Source organism: Dactylosporangium cerinum (genome assembly GCF_042653625.1).
Classification (GTDB): domain Bacteria; phylum Actinomycetota; class Actinomycetes; order Mycobacteriales; family Micromonosporaceae; genus Dactylosporangium; species Dactylosporangium cerinum.
In genome coordinates, this window is record NZ_JBHSIU010000037.1 from 163,132 (window position 1) to 180,862 (window position 17,731).

Below are 17,731 nucleotides of genomic sequence, written 5' to 3' on the forward strand. Positions count from 1 at the left end.
AAGCAGAGACCATGATTCTCCGTAGAGTGCTCGGCGTCGCCACGGTCACGGCGGCGCTGCTCGCCCTCGCCCACGCCCCGCAGAGCCAGGCCGCCGACGCCGCCTACGACGTCCTGGTGTTCTCCAAGACCGCAGGATTCCGGCACGACGCGATCCCGGCCGGCATCCAGGCGATCCGCGATCTGGGCGCCGCGAACAACTTCACCGTGACCGCCACCGAGGACGCGGGAGCGTTCACCACCGGCAATCTCGCCCAGTACGAGACCGTCGTGTTCCTCAACACGACCGGCGACGTGCTCAACGACACCCAGCAGACCGCCTTCGAGTCCTACATCCGAGGCGGTGGCGGTTACGTCGGCGTGCACGCGGCGGCGGACACCGAATACGGCTGGCCCTTCTACGGCTCCCTGGTCGGCGCGTACTTCGCCTCGCACCCGGCGATCCAGCAGGTGAACGTCCGCGTCGAGAACCGCGCGCACGCGGCGACCGCGCACCTGCCGCAGGTCTGGACCCGCACCGACGAGCTGTACAACTACCAGACCAACCCGCGCTCGACCGCCCGCGTCCTGGCGAACCTGGACGAGAGCTCCTACTCCGGCGGGACGATGGGCGCGGACCACCCGATCACCTGGTGCAAGACCGTCGACAGTGGACGGTCGTTCTACACCGGACTCGGGCACACCATCGCGTCATACACCGAGGCGAACTTCCGCAACCAGCTCCTCGGCGGCATCCGGTACGCGGCCGCCCGGACGAAGGCCGACTGCCGCCCGGAGACCGGGTACACCACGCTGTTCAACGGATCGACGACCGGCTGGTCGCAGGCCGGCCCCGGCAGCTTCACCAACAGCGACGCCACCCTGACGTCCGTCGGCGGGCTGGGCCTGCTGTGGTACTCGGCGAAGGAGTTCCGGGCGTACTCGCTGAAGCTCGACTGGCGGATGCCCGGCGACGACAACTCGGGCATCTTCGTCGGCTTCCCCGCCAGCACCGACCCGAACTCGGCGATCAACAACGGCTACGAGATCCAGATCGACGCCACCGACACCGACGACCGGACCACCGGGTCGATCTACGGCTTCAAGTCCGCCGACCTCGCCGCCCGCAACGCCGCCCTGAACCCGCCCGGCGAGTGGAACACCTACGAGATCCTCGTCGAGGGGGAGCGGCTGCGGGTGTACCTCAACGGCCGGCTCATCAACGACTTCACCAACACCGTGCCGGCGCGTTCGCTGGTCCAGGGGTACATCGGCATCCAGAACCATGGCACGGGCGACGACGTGTCGTTCCGCAACGTCCGCATCAAGGAGCTGCCGGGCGGGGACACCACGCCGCCGACGGTGCCGGGCAACAACCGGGTGACCGCGACGACGTCCAGCAGCATCGCGCTGGCCTGGAACGCCTCGACCGACAACGTCGGGGTCAGCGGCTACGACGTGTTCCGGGAGAACGGCGCGACCGACGTCCTGGTCGGCTCGCCGACCGGCACCACCTTCACGGTCGGCGGCCTGGCCGCGGGCACCGGCTACACGTTCTACGTCGTGGCCAGGGACGCGGCCGGCAACCGCTCCGGCGCCTCGAACGTGGTGACCGCCACCACGACCGGTGCCCCGAGCACCAACCTTGCGCTGAACAAACCGGCGACCGCGGACAGCCAGTGCGCGGCGTCGGAGGCGCCGGCGAAGGCGGTGAACGGCACGGTCAACGGTGGCAACGCCGACAAGTGGTGTTCGGTGGGTGCGTCGAAGTGGTGGCAGGTCGATCTGGGCTCGAGCCAGTCGGTGAGCCGGGTCGTCATCCGGCATGCCGGGGCGGGTGGGGAGAACGCGGTGTGGAACACGCGTGATTTCGACGTCCAGGTGAGCACCAACGGCACGACGTGGACGACGGTCGCGTCGCCGCGCGGGAACACGGCCAACGTCACCACGCACACGTTCGCCGCGACGAACGCCCGCTATCTGCGGCTGAACGTCATCGCACCGACCAGCAACACCGACACCGCCGCCCGCATCTACGAGTTCGAGGCCTACGCCAGCTGAGCGCCGAGGGGCCCTGCCATTGCCGTCCAGGCACGGCAGGGTCCCTCGACCTTGGCTTCCCACGATCGGCTAGGCGGGCAGGAACCACTGTTGGTTGGCGCCGCCGGTGCAGTCCCAGATGGTCACCTGGGTGCCCCAGGTGGTGGACCAGCCGGGGAGGTCGAGGCACCTGCCGGAGTTCGGGTTGCGCAGTGCACCGTTGGGCTGCGGCTGCCAGATCTGGGCGCCGGTGCCGTTGCAGTCCCACAGCTGCACCAGGATCGGCGGCGGCAACTTCTGGTCCCAGGACATGATCAACTACGACATCAGCAACACCGGCGCCTGGCAGATCGCGAAGAACACCAGCGGCGGCATCCTGACCACCCTCGCCTCCGGCACCCGCTCGGCGCTGGGACTGAACACCTGGCACAACGTCAAGCTCGGGTTCTCCGGCAACCAGATCACCGCCACCGCCGACGGGGTCACCCTCGGCAGCGTCACCGACCGGTCGTTCGTCACCGGACAGGTCGGCGTCGGCGTCGTCGGGTACCAGACCAACCAGTTCGACAACCTCAGCGTCACCGCCAACCCGGCCGGCAACCTCGGCGGCATCCTCAAGGGCCAGGAGTTCGGCCTCTGCGTCGACGTCCCCGGCTACAGCACCACCAACGGCACCGCCGTCAACCTGTGGAACTGCAACGGCGGCACCAACCAGAGCTGGACGCTCACGCCGGCGAAGCAGCTGCAGTACGGCAGCAAGTGCCTGGACGTGAACGGCGGCGGGACCGCGGACGGCACCGTCGTGCAGATCTACGACTGCAACGGCTCCGGCGCGCAGCAGTGGAACGTCAACCCGGACGGGTCCGTCGTCAACGTCGGCTCCGGCAAGTGCCTCGACGCGACCGGCCACGGCACCGCCAACGGTGTCCTGCTGCAGATCTGGACCTGCAACGGCGGGACCAACCAGAGGTGGGCGCGCAGCTGATGAAACTCTGATCACGCTGGTCGTGGCCGTCCTGGCGACGGTCGCGGCCGGCGTGGTCGGCGCGGACCCGGTCGTTGATCCGCGCACTCCATCGAGCCCCGGCACGCGGGCGCCCCACCGGGCTGTTCGGCAAGCCGGCACAGTTGCTCGCGATCATCCGTCGTGTCCTGCGAAGGGCGCGTGCGCCGTCACCCCGGACGGTGTGAGCGTAGGCAGTGCAACAGTCCGCGCAGTGCTGGATGCGGTGGGTCTGGTCGGATGGGGTCGATGATGGGTGCAACAGTCCGGGTGCCGGTTCGCAGTGCCGACCGGGTGGTGGAGGCGGTCCGGGCGGCCGGGGTGCGCTACGTCTTCGGCGTTCCGGGAGCGAAGATCGACGCCGTCTTCGACGCGTTGACGGACTCGGGTCTCGAACTGGTGGTGTGCCGGCACGAGCAGAACGCGGCGTTCATGGCGGCCGCGATGGGCCGGCTGACCGGTGTGCCGGGCGTGGTGCTGGTGACGTCGGGACCCGGCACCGCCAACCTGACGACAGCTCTGGTGACCGCCAACACCGAACAGGATCCGGTGGTCGCGTTGTGCGGGGCCGTGAACCGTGCGGACCGGCTCAAACGCACGCACCAGTCGATGGACGCCGCCGCGCTGCTCACCACGGTCACGAAGTTCACCGGCGAGGTGGATCACCCGGACGACGTGCTGGAGACGGTGGTCAACGCGTTCCGCGCGGCCGCCACGGCACCGTGCGGATCGGCCGCCGTGGTCCTGCCGATGGACGTGCTCGCCGAGACGACCTCCTCCGGCCCGATCAAGGCCATGACACCGGCTTCGCTCGGCGCCGCGCCGCACCAGGAGGTCCAGCGTGCGCTGCAGATCATCCGGAGCGCGCAGCGGCCGGCGTTGCTGGTCGGGGCACGTGGCGCCGATCCGGACAGTTGCGCCGCGATCCGCAGGCTGGTCAGCGACACCGCGCTCCCGGTGATCGAGACCTTTCAGGGCGCGGGCGTGGTCTCACACGATCTGGAGGACCACTACGTCGGCAGGGTCGGACTGTTCCGCAACCAGCCGGGTGACGTGATCCTGGCCCGCGCCGACGTGGTGATCACGGTCGGATTCGATCAGGTGGAGTACGACCCGGCACTGTGGAACGCCGGCACGGACCGTCCGATCATCCACGTCGACACCGTGCCCGCGGGCATCGACACCGCCTACCAGCCGGCGGTCGAACTGCGCGGCGACGTGGCAGCGACGCTCACCGACATGGCGAAATCGCTGTCCGGGATGCAGGTGGCCGATGCGTTCAGGACCGAGATCGCCGGCCAGCGACGCGCGCTGGCCGCGATCGACGACGCCGCCCGGGCGGGAGCGCACACGGCCCGGGGGCTCAACCCGGCGGCACTCGTGCTGAGACTGCGGGAACTGCTCGACGACAACGCGACGGTGGCCTGTGACGTCGGCTCGAACTACATCTACATGGCCCGGCATTTCCGGGTCTACGAGCCGCGGCACCTGCTGTTCTCCAACGGCCAGCAGACGCTGGGTGTCGGCATGCCATGGGCCATGGCCGCGAGCCTGGTCCGGCCCGGCACCCAGGTCGTGTCGGTCTCGGGCGACGGGGGGTTCCTGTTCTCCGCACAGGAACTGGAGACAGCCACCCGGCTCGGCCTGACGTTCACCCACGTGATCATGCGGGACAACAGCTACGACATGGTCGGCTTCCAGGAGGAACTGAAGTACGGCCGCAGGTCCGGCGTCGTGCTCGGCGACTACGACATCGTCAGGTACGCCGGCGCGTTCGGTGCCCGCGGCTACCGGGTCAGCACGGAGCAGGAGTTCACCACCGCGTTGCGCCAGGCACTGGACGAGGGCGGTCCATCGATCATCGACGTGCCGGTCGACTACAGCAACAACACCGGCCTCGCCGCCGAACTGCACGCGGATCTCTTCGAGTGACCGCGCTCGAGCGTGAGGGGAGCGACGTTGGCCGAGCCACGGCACGCCGATGACGGGTTCCGCCGATGGTCCAGGACCGTGCTCGCGCACCGTTTCGGCGGCGTGGGCGCCCAGCACGACGCCGGTCGGGCCCGGGAGGTGTACCAGTCCTCAACCATGGGAGCGTTGCTGGACGGCATCTACGAGGGCGAGGTGACGATCGGAGAACTGCTGACCCACGGCGACTTCGGCCTGGGCACGTTCAACGAACTCGACGGCGAGATGGTCATTCTCGACGGCATCTGCCACCACCTGCGGGCGGACGGCAGCGTCCAGGTCGCCGCCACCACCGACCTGACCCCCTTCGCCGCGGTCGCCTACTTCACGCCCGACATCACGATCCCGGTCACCGCGCCCGCGACCCGGGCGGAAGCCACCGCGGTCATCGACACGAACCTCCGCAGCGAGAACCTCATCTACGGGATCCGGATCACCGGAACATTCAGCTCGGTGCGGACCCGGACCGTCCGGAAGCAGACCGCACCCTACCCGCCGCTGACCGAGGCGACCGCCGGGCAGGCGGAGACCGACTTCCACGACGTGACCGGGACCCTGGCCGGATTCCGGATGCCCGCCTACGAGCAGGGCGTCTCGGTCGCCGGCTACCACCTGCACTTCGTCGACGACGCCCGGTCCCACGGCGGGCATGCCCTGGCCTTCCGGCTGGCCGCCGGCACGATGCAGATCTGCACCTTCACCGACCTGCACCTGAGCCTGCCGACGTCGGGTCCGTTCCTGGACGCCGATCTCACGTCCACCAATCTCTCGGAGCGCATTCACCAGACCGAAGGCGGCTGAGCCGAGGCCGCCGGAGGCCGTGGCGGCTGTCAGCCGCCGCTGTCGTCGAGTTCGGCGCCTTCGGGGATGGTGTCGTCGTCGCGGTCGTCCAGCCAGTTCTGCGGGAGGACGACCTTCGCCGGGGTGCCGGTGCGGCCCCTCGGCTGGCCGAGGATCTCGCGGGGGAAGGGTACGTCCGGGTCGAGCTGGGCCAGCAGGTCGCCGAGTTCGGCCAGGGACGACGAGGTGGCCATGGCGGCGCGGAGTTCGCCGCCGGCGGGGAAGCCCTTCAGATACCAGGCGACGTGCTTGCGGAAGTCGGTGACGCCTTCCTTCTCCCGGCCCCACCATTCGACGAGCAGCGTTGCGTGGCGGAGCATCAGGGCGGCGACTTCGCCCTGGGTCGGGAAGGCGCGGTCGGTGCGACCCGCGAAAGCGGCGGCCAGGTCGGCGAAGAGCCACGGCCGGCCGAGGCAGCCCCGGCCGATGACCACGCCGTCGCAGCCGGTGGAGGACATCATGCGCAGGGCGTCCTCGGCTTCCCAGATGTCGCCGTTGCCGAGGACCGGGATGTCGAGGGCCTGCTTCAGTTCGGCGATCGCCGCCCAGTTGGCCTCGCCGGAGTAGCGCTGGGCGGCGGTGCGGGCGTGCAGCGCGACCCACGCCACGCCCGCGTCCTGGGCGATGCGGCCGGCGTCGAGCATGGTCTGGTGGTCGTCGTCGATGCCGATGCGCATCTTGATCGTCACGGGCATGCCGGCCGCGCCCTCGACGGCGGAGCGCACGATGTCGCCGAACAGCTTGCGCTTCCAGGGCAGGGCGGAGCCGCCGCCGCGGCGGGTGACCTTGGGCACCGAGCAGCCGAAGTTCATGTCGATGTGGTCGGCGAGGTCCTGCTCGACGACCATCTCGACGGCCTTGCGGATGGTGGCGGGGTCGACGCCGTACAGCTGCAGGCTCCGTGGCCGTTCCAGGGCGCCGAACTGGATCATGCTCATGGTCTTGGGGTTGCGCTCGACCAGGGCGCGGGTCGTGATCATTTCGCAGACGTAGAGGCCGGCGCCCTGTTCGCGGCAGAGTTGCCGGAAGGCCACGTTGGTGATGCCCGCCATGGGGGCGAGGACCACGGGCGGGTCGACGGGGTAGGGGCCGAGGCGCAGCGTCACCCCTCGAGCATGGCACGGCGGCACGGCGCGGCGGCCTACCGGGCCTCGGCGAACAGCTTGCCGAGGCGCAGCAGGCCGTCGGCCAGGTCCTCGTCGCTGAGGACGTAGGAGAGCCGGAAGTAGCCGGGGGTGCCGAACGCCTCGCCTGGGACGAGCGCGACCTCCGCCTCCTCCAGCACCAGGTCGGCCAGCTCCGCCGAGGTCCGTGGGCGGCGGCCGCGCAGCTCGCGGCCGAGGAGGCCCTTGACGGACGGGTAGGCGTAGAAGGCGCCGGCGGGCTCGGGGCAGGAGACGCCGGGCATCTCGTTGAGCATCCGCACGGTGATCTGCCGGCGGCGGTCGAACGCGGCCCGCATCCGCTGGACGGCGGAGAGGTCGCCGGAGACCGCGGCGAGCGCGGCCGCCTGCGCGACGTTGGACACGTTGGAGGTGCTGTGCGACTGCAGGTTGGTCGCGGCCGCGATCACGTCGGTGGGGCCGATCATCCAGCCCACCCGCCAGCCCGTCATCGCGTAGGTCTTCGCGACGCCGTTGAGCACGATCACCTTGTCGGCGAGTTCCGGCACGGCGGTGGCGATGCTGGTGAAGACCGCGTCGCCGTAGGTCAGGTGCTCGTAGATCTCGTCGGTGACGACCCACAGCCCGTGCGCCGCGGCCCAGCGGCCGATCCGCAGCACCTGGTCGGGCGGGTACACCGCGCCGCTCGGGTTCGACGGGGAGACGAAGAGGATCGCCGTGGTGCGGTCGGTGCGGGCCGCCTCCAGTTGCTCGACGGATGCGAGGTAGTCCGACGTCTCGTCGGTGACCACGTCGACCTGGACGCCGCCGGCGAGCTTGATCGCCTCCGGGTAGGTGGTCCAGTACGGCGCGACCACCAGCACCTCGTCGCCCGGGTCGAGGATGGTGGCGAACGCCTGGTAGACGGCCTGTTTGCCGCCGTTGGTGATGAGCACCTGGCCCGCCCGCGCCGCGTATCCGGAGTCGCGCAGCGTCTTGGCCGCCACCGCCTCGCGGAGCTCGGGCAGGCCGCCCGACGGCGTGTACTTGTGAAAGCGCGGCTCGGCGCAGGCGCGCTGCGCGGCCTCGACGATGTGTTCTGGCGTCGGGAAGTCGGGTTCGCCGGCGCCGAAGGGCAGCACCGGCCGGCCGGCCGCCCGCATTGCCTTGGCCTTCGCGTCGACGGCGAGGGTGGCTGACTCCGCGATACCGGCGATACGCGCTGCAATACGGCTCATATCGCCACCGTGGCACGCCATTCCCCGGATCGTCATCCGTATTTTCGCCCGCTCGTGATCCGTCCGCATCAATGAGGAGCAAGGCCGGACGTGCGCACAAATGATGCTCGTTGCTGCTCGCTAAGAGCTGGGACGAAGCAGGTGTACGCATCCCGAAGTGCTGGAACGCGGAAGGCCCAAAACGGGCACGACCATGAACGATGCGCGAAGTTGCGTGGTGGAGCGCTCCCAAATGCACCCGTAAAAGCCCCGTGTGCCGTTCCTTGTGTGACTTGTCATATGGCGCTGCCAAATTGCGGAATACCGCTTTACGGTGTGCCGCACACGGGAACCCTAACGATGGCTCGGCCGCACCAGTAAGGGTAGTGGAGGCTTCAGTGGAGAAGTTCGTCTATGACTTCGAAGAGGGTAACCGGGACCTCAAGGATCTCCTCGGCGGCAAGGGAGCCAACCTCGCCGAGATGACCAACCTCGGCCTGCCGGTCCCGCCCGGGTTCACCATCACCACCGACGCGTGCCGCGCCTACCTGAAGACGGGCCGGCTGCCCGACGGGATGGACCGGCAGGTCGGTGAGCACCTCGCCGCGCTCGAGGCCAGGATGGGCCGCAAGCTCGGGGACCGGCACGACCCGCTGCTCGTCTCCGTCCGGTCCGGGGCGAAGTTCTCGATGCCCGGCATGATGGAGACGGTGCTCAACGTCGGGCTCACCGACGACAGCGTCGACGGGCTCGCCGCGCAGGCCGGCGGCGACGAGCGGTTCGCCTGGGACTCCTACCGGCGGCTGATCCAGATGTTCGGCAAGACCGTGTGCGAGGTGCCGGGCGAGGAGTTCGAGCACGCGCTCGACGACGCGAAACACGCCGTCAGGACGAAGGACGACCTGGGGCTCGACGCGGCCGCGCTGCGGACACTGGTGCGGGAGTACAAGGCGATCTTCAAGCGGCACACCGGGCGCGACTTCCCGCAGGACCCCCGTGAGCAGCTCGACCTCGCCGTCAACGCGGTCTTCAGCTCCTGGAACGCCGACCGGGCCGTGCTGTACCGCCGCCAGGAGCGCATCCCGACCGACCTCGGCACGGCCGTCAACGTGGTCGCCATGGTCTTCGGCAACCTCGGCGCCGACTCGGGCACCGGCGTGGCGTTCACCCGTGACCCGGCCACCGGCGAGTCCGGCGTCTACGGCGACTACCTCGCCAACGCGCAGGGTGAGGACGTCGTCGCCGGTATCCGCAACACCACGCCCCTCGAAGGACTCGCCGACGTCAACAAGAAGGCGTACGACGACCTTCTCACCATCATGGCGAAGCTCGAGGAGCACTACCGCGACCTGTGCGACATCGAGTTCACCATCGAGCGCGGCAAGCTGTGGATGCTGCAGACGCGGGTGGGCAAGCGGACCGCGGCGGCCGCGTTCGTCATCGCCACGCACCTCGTCGACGAGGGTGTCATCGACATGGACGAGGCGCTGCGGCGGGTCAACGGCGCGCAGCTGGCGCAGCTGATGTTCCCGACCTTCGACCTGTCACAGGAGCCCGCGCAGCTCACCCGGGGCGTCGGTGCGTCGCCGGGCGCCGCGGTCGGCAAGGCCGTGTTCGACGCCAAGCACGCGGTGGCCATGGCCAAGGAGGGGGAGCAGGTCATCCTGGTCCGCCGCGAGACCAACCCCGACGACCTGCCCGGCATGATCGCGGCGCAGGGCATCCTGACCAGCCGCGGCGGCAAGACCTCACACGCGGCCGTGGTCGCGCGCGGCATGGGCAAGACGTGTGTGTGCGGCGCCGACGACCTCGACGTCAACCTCCACAAGGGGCAGTTCACGGTGGACGGGCACGTGGTGTCCGAGGGCGACGTCATCTCCGTCGACGGCACCACCGGCCGGGTCTACCTCGGTGAGGTCCCGGTCCAGCCGTCACCGGTCGTGCAGTACTTCGAGGGCACGCTCGACGCCGAGGCCGACCCGCTGGTCAGCGCGGTGCACCGGATCCTCACGCACGCCGACGACACCAGAAGGCTGAAGGTGCGCACCAACGCCGACACCGGCGATGACGCCGCCCGGGCGCGCCGGTTCGGGGCCCAGGGCATCGGGCTGTGCCGGACCGAGCACATGTTCCTCGGCGAGCGCCGGGCCCTCGTCGAGCGGCTGATCCTGGCCCGCACCCCGCAGGACCGCGACGCGGCGCTGCGCGAGCTGCTGCCGCTGCAGCGGGCCGACTTCGTCGAACTGTTCCGCGAGATGCGGGACCTGCCGGTCACGGTGCGGCTGATCGACCCGCCGCTGCACGAGTTCCTGCCGCCGCTGGAGGACCTCGCGGTGAAGGTCGCGGTCGCGGAGGAACGTGGTCAGGATCCAGGGCACGACAAGGATCTTCTAGATGCGGTACGGCGAATGCACGAGGAAAACCCCATGCTGGGGCTGCGCGGTGTGCGGCTCGGACTGGTCATCCCCGGGCTGTTCGCGATGCAGGTCAGGGCGATCGTCGAGGCCGCGGCCCAGGTCGACGGCGCGCAACCGGAGATCATGGTGCCGCTCGTCGGCGCGGTGCAGGAGCTGGAGACGATCCGCGCCGAGGCCGAGAAGATCATCGGCGAGCACGACGTCGAGGTGAAGATCGGCACGATGATCGAGGTGCCCCGGGCGGCGCTGACCGCCGGTGACATCGCCCAGGCCGCCGATTTCTTCTCGTTCGGGACCAACGACCTGACCCAGATGGGCTGGGGCTTCTCCCGCGACGACGTCGAGGGTGCGTTCTTCTGGCGCTACCTGGAGCTGGGCATCTTCGGGGTGTCGCCGTTCGAGTCCATCGACCGCGACGGCGTCGGCCGGCTCGTGCGCATCGCCGTCGACGAGGGCCGGGCGGCCCGCCCGGAGCTGCACTTCGGGGTGTGCGGCGAGCACGGCGGCGACCCCGAGTCGGTGCACTTCTTCCATGAGGTGGGCCTGGACTACGTGTCGTGTTCACCGTTCCGGGTGCCCGTGGCACGGCTGGAGGCCGGCCGCGCGGCCGTAGCCGAGCAGTCGACCTCCGACAGCCGCTAGAACGAGGACGATCAGACGTCGAGCTCCCCCTCGGTGCGGGACAGCTGGTGCCGGGCCAGCGCAAGGTTGGCCCGGGACCGCAGCAGCGCCAGGTAGAGGAACAGCCCCTTGCCGGAACGGCCGGTGACCGGCCGGATCAGGTGGTACTGGTTGTTCAGCGTGATCAGGATGTCCTCGATGCCGTCCTTGAGGTTCAGCATCTCGATCGTGCGCATCTTGGCGCGGACCACGTCGGTGTTGCCGGCCGCGGCCACGGTCAGGTCCAGGTCCTTCGAACCGCCGAGCACGCCGAGCGCCATACCGCTGTTGTAGTCCACCAGCGCGACGCCGATGGCGCCGTCGATGGTCATGAGTTCCTTGAGCGCCGTTTCCATGTCCGCCATGGCTACCTCCGTGAGCTTGATGGGGGGAGTGTCACCGGGTTTCGCTGCCGGGTCGTTCGTTCGTCTCGTTCGTCGGTGCGCCCCACCGTTGCGCCCTACCATCAGGCCGGCTCGGGGAGCGCCTGGGAGAAGGTGAGCGCGGCGGTGGCCACGATCCGCGAGACCACCGTGATCGCCCGCCGGGCCTCGTGATGCAGCCGTCCCACGTTCGTGCCGGCGCCGGCCAGCAGGACCAGCACGGCGCCGTTGCCGGCCAGGTACATGGCGACGTGGCCGCCGGTGCTGCTGATCAGCACCTCCTGGAAGTCCTCGTGGCCCGCGCTGTCGGCGATCCGCTGGCTGACGCCGAGACAGGCCGCCGCGAGCGCGGCCACACCCTCGACGACCACCGTCTCGGCGTCGTCGACGATGAGCAGGCCGTCGGTGCTGGCGACCAGGCAGCCGGTGAGCTCCGGCACGGCCCGGCGCAGCCGGTGCAGCTCCGCGAGCAGCTCGTCGCGCAGGTCCAGGTCGGTCGTCATCGCCGTGTCACCTCCATCTGAAGAAGCCGGTCTCACCGCAGAGACTGCAGCGCCGTGCGGATGCGTTTGAGCAGCGAGTCGTCGGGAGGCTTGTCGATCGCGCCGGGCAGCACCGCCAGGGTGCTGACCCCGGCCGGCAGGTGCCGCCGGGTGCCGGTCGGCGGGTCCTCGAACGTGAAGGTCCCCGGCACCCGCCGCGGCAGGATCTCCCGGCGGTCCGCGCCGTTCGTCTGCGGCGACGCTGCCGCGGCGGCGGGCACGGCGGCGGTTCCGGACGCCGCCGCCGGGGGTTCGGGCGGGACCGGCGGCTCCTCCGGCTCCGTGGCGAGGGGTGGCTCCACCAGTCCCGCCGCGGCGAGCCGCCGCACGTCCAGGGTCACCGCGTAGGCGGAGCAACCCAGCAGGCCGGCCAGCTCCTGCGGGGTGCGGTGGCCGTCGGCGTGCAGCACGATCTCCCACTGCAGCCCTGACACCAGCACACGGTCGAGACCCGGTCGCAGGACCGGCCGGACCGGGGCGGTGTCAGTGACGTCGGAGGGGTGCACCTCGTCGAGGATGCGCCGCTGCCGGACGACGTGGTCGCACAACTGGTCCGACGTCACCGTGCAGTCCGCGCCGAGCCAGTGCTCGATGTCCGGGGCGAAGCGGAGCTCGGCCCGGTCGGTCGACAGCACGAAGTACGCCGCGTCGTACAGGGCGCTGATCGCGCACAGCTCGATCTCGGCGGCGCTGACGTGCCCGCCCTCCACCAGGGCCCGGGCCGGCCGCGACGGGATGTTCTCCCAGACCCGCTCCTCGACCTTCCCGCAGGCGGTGAGGATCCGGTCGACGCTCGGCGCGGCCGGCGACTCGACGCCGTTGACCAGGCCGTCGCGGAGAAAGATGACGCCGCCGGGCTCGCCGACGACGGTCAGCGCGCCGGTCACCCCGAGGGCGGCGAGCTGGCCGAGGGCCTTGGCCGGGGTGACGCCCCGGCCGAGCTTCGGCTGCTGCTGCCGGGACTTCGCCGTGGTGTTCACGTCAGGTCTTCGGCGAGCGATCGGATGCGGCGGCGGGCGATCGCCAGGTTGCCCTCGGTCCGGTCGAGCCACACGTAGAGGACCAGCCGCGAGTCGAAGCCGGTGCGCACCGGCCGGATCAGGTGATACGCCGCGGACGTGCTGATGATGACGTCCTCGACGGTGTCGCCGGGCACCGCGGGGAGCGGCCGTAACGATGCGCTTTCGGCAAATTACCCCGAGCCACTTGATCAGCTACTCCGTGTGTTCGGGTGATAACCAGAAGCTGATCAGACATTGCTTTTTGCAAAATGCACGTTTACGGCACGGTGCCTCGGGAGACTCGCTAAGGTGGCGTCCCCGCGCGCATCGAGGCGGCTGCGACGGTCGTCGACCCGGCGTATGGTGAGTCCCCACGCCGACCACGGAGGTATGCATGGGGAGCCGGTGGGATGCCTTGATCGTCGATGCGCTCGACCCTGAGCGGCTCGGCCGGTGGTGGGCGGAAGTGCTCGACCAGCGGGTCGAGAGCGTGTCGCCACGGGAGGTCGTGGTCAGCCCCGGTGCCGACGGCCACCCACGGCTGATCTTCCTGCGCCACCCGGATCCCAAGCACGCCAAGAACCGCCTCCACCTCGACCTGCGCCCCGACGACCTGGACGCCGAGATCGAGCGCCTGGTCAACATGGGCGCCCGCCACGTCGACGTCGATCAGCCCGAGGACGCCACCTGGTTCGTCCTCGCCGACCCGGAGGGCAACGAGTTCTGCATCCTGCGAACCCCCGGATGAGCCGCCAGTGATCGACTTCGGCAGGGCGTACCGCTTGGCCGTCGCCGCGGGCCTCGGCCTGCTGACCGTGGCCGCCGGCGCGTTCGCGCTCTACAACGTCCGGCAGATCCTCGTGCAGGTCGTCATCGCGGTCTTCGTCGCGGTGAGCCTCGACCCTGCGGTCCGGCTGCTGATCCGCCGCGGGGTGCGCCGCTCGGTCGCGGTCGCCGTCATCGTCGTGCTCGCCCTGCTGATCCTCGTCGGGTTCGTCTGGTCGCTGGTCCCCACCCTCGTCGGGCAGGGCGGCGACCTGCTCCGCAACATCCCGCAGTATCTGCAGGAACTGCCCGAACGGTCGCAGACCTACCGCGAGGTGGCGGACCGCTACGGGCTGACGGAGAAGCTCACCGAATACGCCAGGACCCTGCCGGGCAAGATCGGCGGCGGCGCGCTCGGCGTCATCGCCGGCATCTTCAGCGCGATCCTCAACGTCCTGCTGGTCACCGTGCTCACGATCTACTTCATGGCCGACCTGCCCCGGATCCGGCGCGGGATCGTGCGGCTGGTGCCCCGGTCGGGCCGGCCCCGCGCGGCGCAGGCGATCAACGTCGTCGTCGACAAGGTCGGCGGCTACATGATCGGCAACCTGATCATCTCCCTGTTCGCCGGCGTGTCCTCGTTCGTCTGCCTGTTCCTGCTGGACGTGCCGTTCGCGCTGCCCCTTGCCTTCTTCGTCGCGATCACCGACCTGATCCCGCTCATCGGCGCCACCGTCGGCGCGGTCGGCTGCACGGTCGTCGCGCTGGTGACCGGCGACGTGTGGCCGAACGCCGTCGTCGTGGCGGCCTTCTTCCTGCTGTACCAGCAGCTGGAGAACTATCTGATCGCCCCGCGCGTGCTGCGCAACACCGTCGACCTGTCCTCGATCGCGGTGCTCCTCGCCGCGCTCGTCGGCGGCGCGACCCTCGGCGTGGTCGGCGCGCTCATGGCGATCCCGGTCGTCGCCGCGATCAAGGTCCTGATGACACCCGTGGTCGAGGCGCTCAACGAGCCGCCCGCGGAGCGGGACCCACCCGCGGCGCCGCCCGTGCCCATTCCGCCGCCGAGAGATCAGGGAACTGAGGAGACCTCTAAGCTCGAGGCGTGAGCCCGGACTTGAGCTTGGACACGGATCGCTTCGTGCACGAGCCGCAGAAGGATCGCACCACGACGTCCGCCGACAACGGGCGCGGGCCGTTCCAGCGGGACCGGGCCCGGGTGCTGCACTCCGCCGGGTTCCGCCGCCTCGCGGCCAAGACCCAGGTGCACACCGCCGGCGCCGACGCGTTCCTGCGCACCCGACTCACCCACTCCCTGGAGGTCGCGCAGCTCGGCCGGGAGATGGGTGCCCGCCTCGGCTGCGACCCCGACGTCGTGGACACCGCCGGGCTCGCCCACGACCTCGGCCACCCGCCGTTCGGGCACAACGGCGAGGACGCGCTCGACGAGGTCGCGCAGCCGTGCGGCGGCTTCGAGGGCAACGCGCAGACCCTGCGGGTGCTGACCCGCCTGGAGGCCAAGGTCCTGGCACCCGACGGCACCTCGGCCGGGCTCAACCTCACCCGCGCCGCGCTGGACGCGGTGTCGAAGTACCCGTGGCCCCGCCGCGACGGCTACCGCAAGTTCGGGGTCTACCCCGACGACGCGGCCGTCTTCACGTGGCTGCGCGACGGGCGCACCGACGATGAACGCTGCCTCGAGGCGCAGGTGATGGACTGGGCCGACGACGTCGCCTACTCCGTGCACGACGTCGAGGACGGCATCCACGGCGGCTACGTGCACCTGGCCACGCTGCGCGCCGACGCCGGCGAGCGCGCCGCGCTGTGCGAGGACGTCGCCGCCGCCTACTCCTCCGAGCGGGCCGCGGACCTGGAGGCCGTCCTGCTCGACCTGCTCGCCGACCCGGTCCTCGCGCCGCTGGACCATTACGACGGCAGCCACGCCGCCCAGGTCGCCCTGAAACGGGTGACGAGCGTCCTCACCGGCCGTTTCGCCGCCGCCGCCGTGTCAGCGACCAGGGCCGCGCACGGCGACGCGCCGGTGCGGCGCTATGCGGCCGGGCTCATCGTCCCGCCGCCGGTGCGGGCGCAGTGCGCGTTGTTGAAGGGCATCGCGCTGCGGTACGTGATGCGCCGCCCCGGCTCGAAACAGCGCTACGCGCAGGAGGTCACCATCCTGCAGGAGCTCGTGGCGGCGCTCGCCGACCGGTCGCCCGACGGGCTGGACGCGGTCTTCGCCCCGATGTGGCGGGCGGCGCCCGACGACGCGGCCCGGCTGCGGGTGGTCATCGACCAGGTCGCCAGCCTCACCGACCTGTCGGCGACGGCCTGGCACGAGCGGCTGCACCCGGCGGCGGTGTCCTAGGACCACTGTGCAGTGGCCGCTGAACCCGGTGGTAGCTGTGCGCGTGTGATCGGTGGCAGATCGCGGAGCGGTAGGGAAGGCTGGACGTATGGCTGACGAGCGGACATTTGTGATCGTGGGCGCGAGCCTCGCCGGGGCGAAGGCGGCGGAGACGCTGCGCGCCGGAGGCTTCACCGGCCGGATCGTGCTGATCGGCGAGGAAACGGAGCGCCCCTACGAGCGCCCACCACTGTCCAAGGCATACCTGCAGGGCGACGAGGACGCCCGCGGCAAGGCGTTCGTGCACCCGGAGGGGTGGTACGCCGAGAACGACGTCGACCTGCGCCTCGGCACCCGGGTCACCCGCGTCGACCCGGCGGCGCGGACCGTCACCCTCGACGGCGTCGACGAACTGCACTACGACAAGCTGCTGCTCACCACCGGGTCGCGGGTGCGCACCCTCGACGTGCCCGGCGCCGACCTGACCGGCGTGCGCTACCTGCGCACCGTCGACGAGGCCGACGCGCTGCTGGCGCACCTGCGCGCCGCCGCGCACGTGGTCGTCGTCGGCGCCGGCTGGATCGGCCTGGAGACCGCCGCCGCGGCCCGCAAGCACGGCACGACCGCCACCGTCGTCGAGGTCGCCGACCTGCCCCTGCAACGCGTGCTCGGCGACGAGGTCGCCACCGTTTTCGCCGACCTGCACCGGGCCAACGGCGTCCAGTTCCGCTTCGGCGCCTCCGTCGCCCGGTTCACCGGCATCGACGGCAAGCTCACCGGCGTCGTCCTCGCCGACGGCACCGAACTGCCCGCCGACGTCGCCGTCGTCGGCATCGGCATCCAGCCCAACACGGAGCTCGCCGTCGACGCGGGTCTCGAGGTCGACAACGGCATCGTCGTCGACGCCGCCCTGCGCACCTCCGACCCCGACATCTACGCCGCCGGCGACGTGGTCAACCTCGACCACCCCGGCCTGGGCCGGCGGCTGCGGGTCGAGCACTGGGCGAACGCCCTCAACGGCGGCAAGGTCGTCGCCGCGTCGTTGCTCGGCGAGGCCAGCTACGACCGGGTGCCGTACTTCTTCTCCGACCAGTTCGACCTCGGCATGGAGTACTCGGGCTTCGCCGCGCCCGGCGGCTACGACCAGGTGGTGTTCCGGGGCGGGACGTCGGTCGCGGACGGGTTCATCGCGTTCTGGGTCAAGGACGGCCGGGTCCTGGCCGGCATGAACGTCAACGTCTGGGACGTCACCGACGACATCCAGGCCCTCGTCCGCGCCGGCTGGGCCGGCACCGCCGTCGACCTCGAGGGGCTCGCCGACCCGAAGGTGGCCCTCGCGGACCTGCTCGGCTGACCGCCACCCGGTCAGCTCACGCACCCGCGGGACGACCTCGGCGGCGAACCGGCGGACCTGTTCGGCGTGGTCCGCGACCGGCCAGAACACGAAGGTGTCGAAGCGCAGGTCGTGGA

General features: G+C 70.5%; 16 protein-coding genes. 9 read left to right on the forward strand and 7 right to left on the reverse strand.

Features of this window, described 5'->3' with window-relative positions; all coding sequences use genetic code 11:
• Positions 1–11: 11 nt before the first annotated feature.
• A complete protein-coding gene (locus ACFPIJ_RS27385) occupies positions 12–2,039 on the forward strand; it encodes a ThuA domain-containing protein (RefSeq protein ID WP_380118718.1) in 2,028 nt (675 codons plus the stop codon).
• A gap of 69 nt (positions 2,040–2,108) precedes the next feature.
• Here the strand turns inward: ACFPIJ_RS27385 and ACFPIJ_RS27390 are convergent, their stop codons facing one another.
• On the reverse strand, positions 2,109–2,330 hold the full coding sequence (locus tag ACFPIJ_RS27390) for an RICIN domain-containing protein (protein WP_380118720.1): 222 nt from the start codon (positions 2,328–2,330) through the stop codon (positions 2,109–2,111).
• Here ACFPIJ_RS27390 and ACFPIJ_RS27395 point away from each other — a divergent pair.
• The 3 genes from ACFPIJ_RS27395 to budA all read left to right on the forward strand — a co-directional run bounded on the left by ACFPIJ_RS27395 (position 2,329) and on the right by budA (position 5,790).
• Positions 2,329–3,003, forward strand: coding sequence for an RICIN domain-containing protein (locus ACFPIJ_RS27395; RefSeq protein ID WP_380118722.1), 675 nt, complete (start codon positions 2,329–2,331; stop codon positions 3,001–3,003). The two genes, ACFPIJ_RS27390 and ACFPIJ_RS27395, sit on opposite strands and share 2 nt — an antisense overlap.
• A 270-nt stretch (positions 3,004–3,273) precedes the next feature.
• Positions 3,274–4,953 carry an acetolactate synthase AlsS gene (gene alsS / locus ACFPIJ_RS27400; RefSeq protein WP_380118724.1) on the forward strand — a complete coding sequence of 560 codons (1,680 nt, stop codon included), beginning with the start codon at positions 3,274–3,276 and terminating at the stop codon, positions 4,951–4,953.
• Positions 4,954–5,031: 78 nt separating this feature from the next.
• Entirely contained in the window at positions 5,032–5,790 is a 759-nt protein-coding gene (gene budA / locus ACFPIJ_RS27405; protein ID WP_380118726.1) for an acetolactate decarboxylase, read from the forward strand.
• Positions 5,791–5,819: 29 nt separating this feature from the next.
• Here budA and dusB read toward each other — a convergent pair whose 3' ends face one another.
• A complete protein-coding gene (dusB, locus tag ACFPIJ_RS27410) occupies positions 5,820–6,935 on the reverse strand; it encodes a tRNA dihydrouridine synthase DusB (protein ID WP_380118728.1) in 1,116 nt (371 codons plus the stop codon).
• Between the two features lie 35 nt (positions 6,936–6,970).
• Entirely contained in the window at positions 6,971–8,170 is a 1,200-nt protein-coding gene (locus tag ACFPIJ_RS27415; protein WP_380118730.1) for a pyridoxal phosphate-dependent aminotransferase, read from the reverse strand.
• A gap of 377 nt (positions 8,171–8,547) precedes the next feature.
• Here ACFPIJ_RS27415 and ppdK point away from each other — a divergent pair, with 377 nt between their 5' ends.
• A complete protein-coding gene (gene ppdK / locus ACFPIJ_RS27420) occupies positions 8,548–11,208 on the forward strand; it encodes a pyruvate, phosphate dikinase (RefSeq protein WP_380118732.1) in 2,661 nt (886 codons plus the stop codon).
• Positions 11,209–11,219: 11 nt separating this feature from the next.
• Here ppdK and ACFPIJ_RS27425 read toward each other — a convergent pair whose 3' ends face one another.
• The 4 genes from ACFPIJ_RS27425 to ACFPIJ_RS27440 all read right to left on the reverse strand — a co-directional run bounded on the left by ACFPIJ_RS27425 (position 11,220) and on the right by ACFPIJ_RS27440 (position 13,307).
• A complete protein-coding gene (locus tag ACFPIJ_RS27425) occupies positions 11,220–11,591 on the reverse strand; it encodes a hypothetical protein (protein WP_380118734.1) in 372 nt (123 codons plus the stop codon).
• 101 nt (positions 11,592–11,692) lie between these two features.
• Positions 11,693–12,112, reverse strand: coding sequence for a roadblock/LC7 domain-containing protein (locus tag ACFPIJ_RS27430; RefSeq protein ID WP_380118736.1), 420 nt, complete (start codon positions 12,110–12,112; stop codon positions 11,693–11,695).
• 32 nt (positions 12,113–12,144) lie between these two features.
• The gene (locus tag ACFPIJ_RS27435; protein ID WP_380118738.1) at positions 12,145–13,131 is read right to left on the reverse strand and encodes a hypothetical protein; all 987 of its coding nucleotides are present in this window, start codon (positions 13,129–13,131) and stop codon (positions 12,145–12,147) included.
• Complete coding sequence (locus ACFPIJ_RS27440; protein WP_380118740.1) at positions 13,128–13,307, reverse strand: hypothetical protein; 180 nt, start codon at positions 13,305–13,307, stop codon at positions 13,128–13,130. Before ACFPIJ_RS27440 ends, ACFPIJ_RS27435 begins: the two co-directional genes overlap by 4 nt.
• A 239-nt stretch (positions 13,308–13,546) precedes the next feature.
• Here ACFPIJ_RS27440 and ACFPIJ_RS27445 point away from each other — a divergent pair, with 239 nt between their 5' ends.
• From ACFPIJ_RS27445 to ACFPIJ_RS27460, 4 genes are all read left to right on the forward strand, one after another.
• Positions 13,547–13,900 carry a VOC family protein gene (locus ACFPIJ_RS27445; RefSeq protein ID WP_380118742.1) on the forward strand — a complete coding sequence of 118 codons (354 nt, stop codon included), beginning with the start codon at positions 13,547–13,549 and terminating at the stop codon, positions 13,898–13,900.
• 7 nt (positions 13,901–13,907) lie between these two features.
• Complete coding sequence (locus ACFPIJ_RS27450; RefSeq protein ID WP_380118744.1) at positions 13,908–15,026, forward strand: AI-2E family transporter; 1,119 nt, start codon at positions 13,908–13,910, stop codon at positions 15,024–15,026.
• Positions 15,023–16,282 carry a deoxyguanosinetriphosphate triphosphohydrolase gene (locus ACFPIJ_RS27455; protein ID WP_380118746.1) on the forward strand — a complete coding sequence of 420 codons (1,260 nt, stop codon included), beginning with the start codon at positions 15,023–15,025 and terminating at the stop codon, positions 16,280–16,282. The genes ACFPIJ_RS27450 and ACFPIJ_RS27455 overlap by 4 nt, the downstream gene beginning before the upstream one ends.
• Positions 16,283–16,370: 88 nt before the next feature.
• Complete coding sequence (locus ACFPIJ_RS27460) at positions 16,371–17,615, forward strand: NAD(P)/FAD-dependent oxidoreductase (RefSeq protein WP_380118748.1); 1,245 nt, start codon at positions 16,371–16,373, stop codon at positions 17,613–17,615.
• The last annotated feature ends 116 nt before the right edge of the window (positions 17,616–17,731 follow it).

What these genes read in the sequence shown, in the direction of transcription:
- ACFPIJ_RS27385 (WP_380118718.1), top strand. Translation starts at nt 12, where the DNA reads ATGATTCTCCGTAGAGTGCTCGGCGTCGCCACGGTCACGGCGGCGCTG.
- ACFPIJ_RS27415 (WP_380118730.1), bottom strand. Translation starts at nt 8,170, where the DNA reads ATGAGCCGTATTGCAGCGCGTATCGCCGGTATCGCGGAGTCAGCCACC.
- ACFPIJ_RS27390 (WP_380118720.1), bottom strand. Translation starts at nt 2,330, where the DNA reads ATGTCCTGGGACCAGAAGTTGCCGCCGCCGATCCTGGTGCAGCTGTGG.
- ACFPIJ_RS27395 (WP_380118722.1), top strand. Translation starts at nt 2,329, where the DNA reads ATGATCAACTACGACATCAGCAACACCGGCGCCTGGCAGATCGCGAAG.
- ACFPIJ_RS27460 (WP_380118748.1), top strand. Translation starts at nt 16,371, where the DNA reads ATGGCTGACGAGCGGACATTTGTGATCGTGGGCGCGAGCCTCGCCGGG.
- alsS (WP_380118724.1), top strand. Translation starts at nt 3,274, where the DNA reads ATGGGTGCAACAGTCCGGGTGCCGGTTCGCAGTGCCGACCGGGTGGTG.
- ACFPIJ_RS27430 (WP_380118736.1), bottom strand. Translation starts at nt 12,112, where the DNA reads ATGACGACCGACCTGGACCTGCGCGACGAGCTGCTCGCGGAGCTGCAC.
- ACFPIJ_RS27425 (WP_380118734.1), bottom strand. Translation starts at nt 11,591, where the DNA reads ATGGCGGACATGGAAACGGCGCTCAAGGAACTCATGACCATCGACGGC.
- ACFPIJ_RS27445 (WP_380118742.1), top strand. Translation starts at nt 13,547, where the DNA reads ATGGGGAGCCGGTGGGATGCCTTGATCGTCGATGCGCTCGACCCTGAG.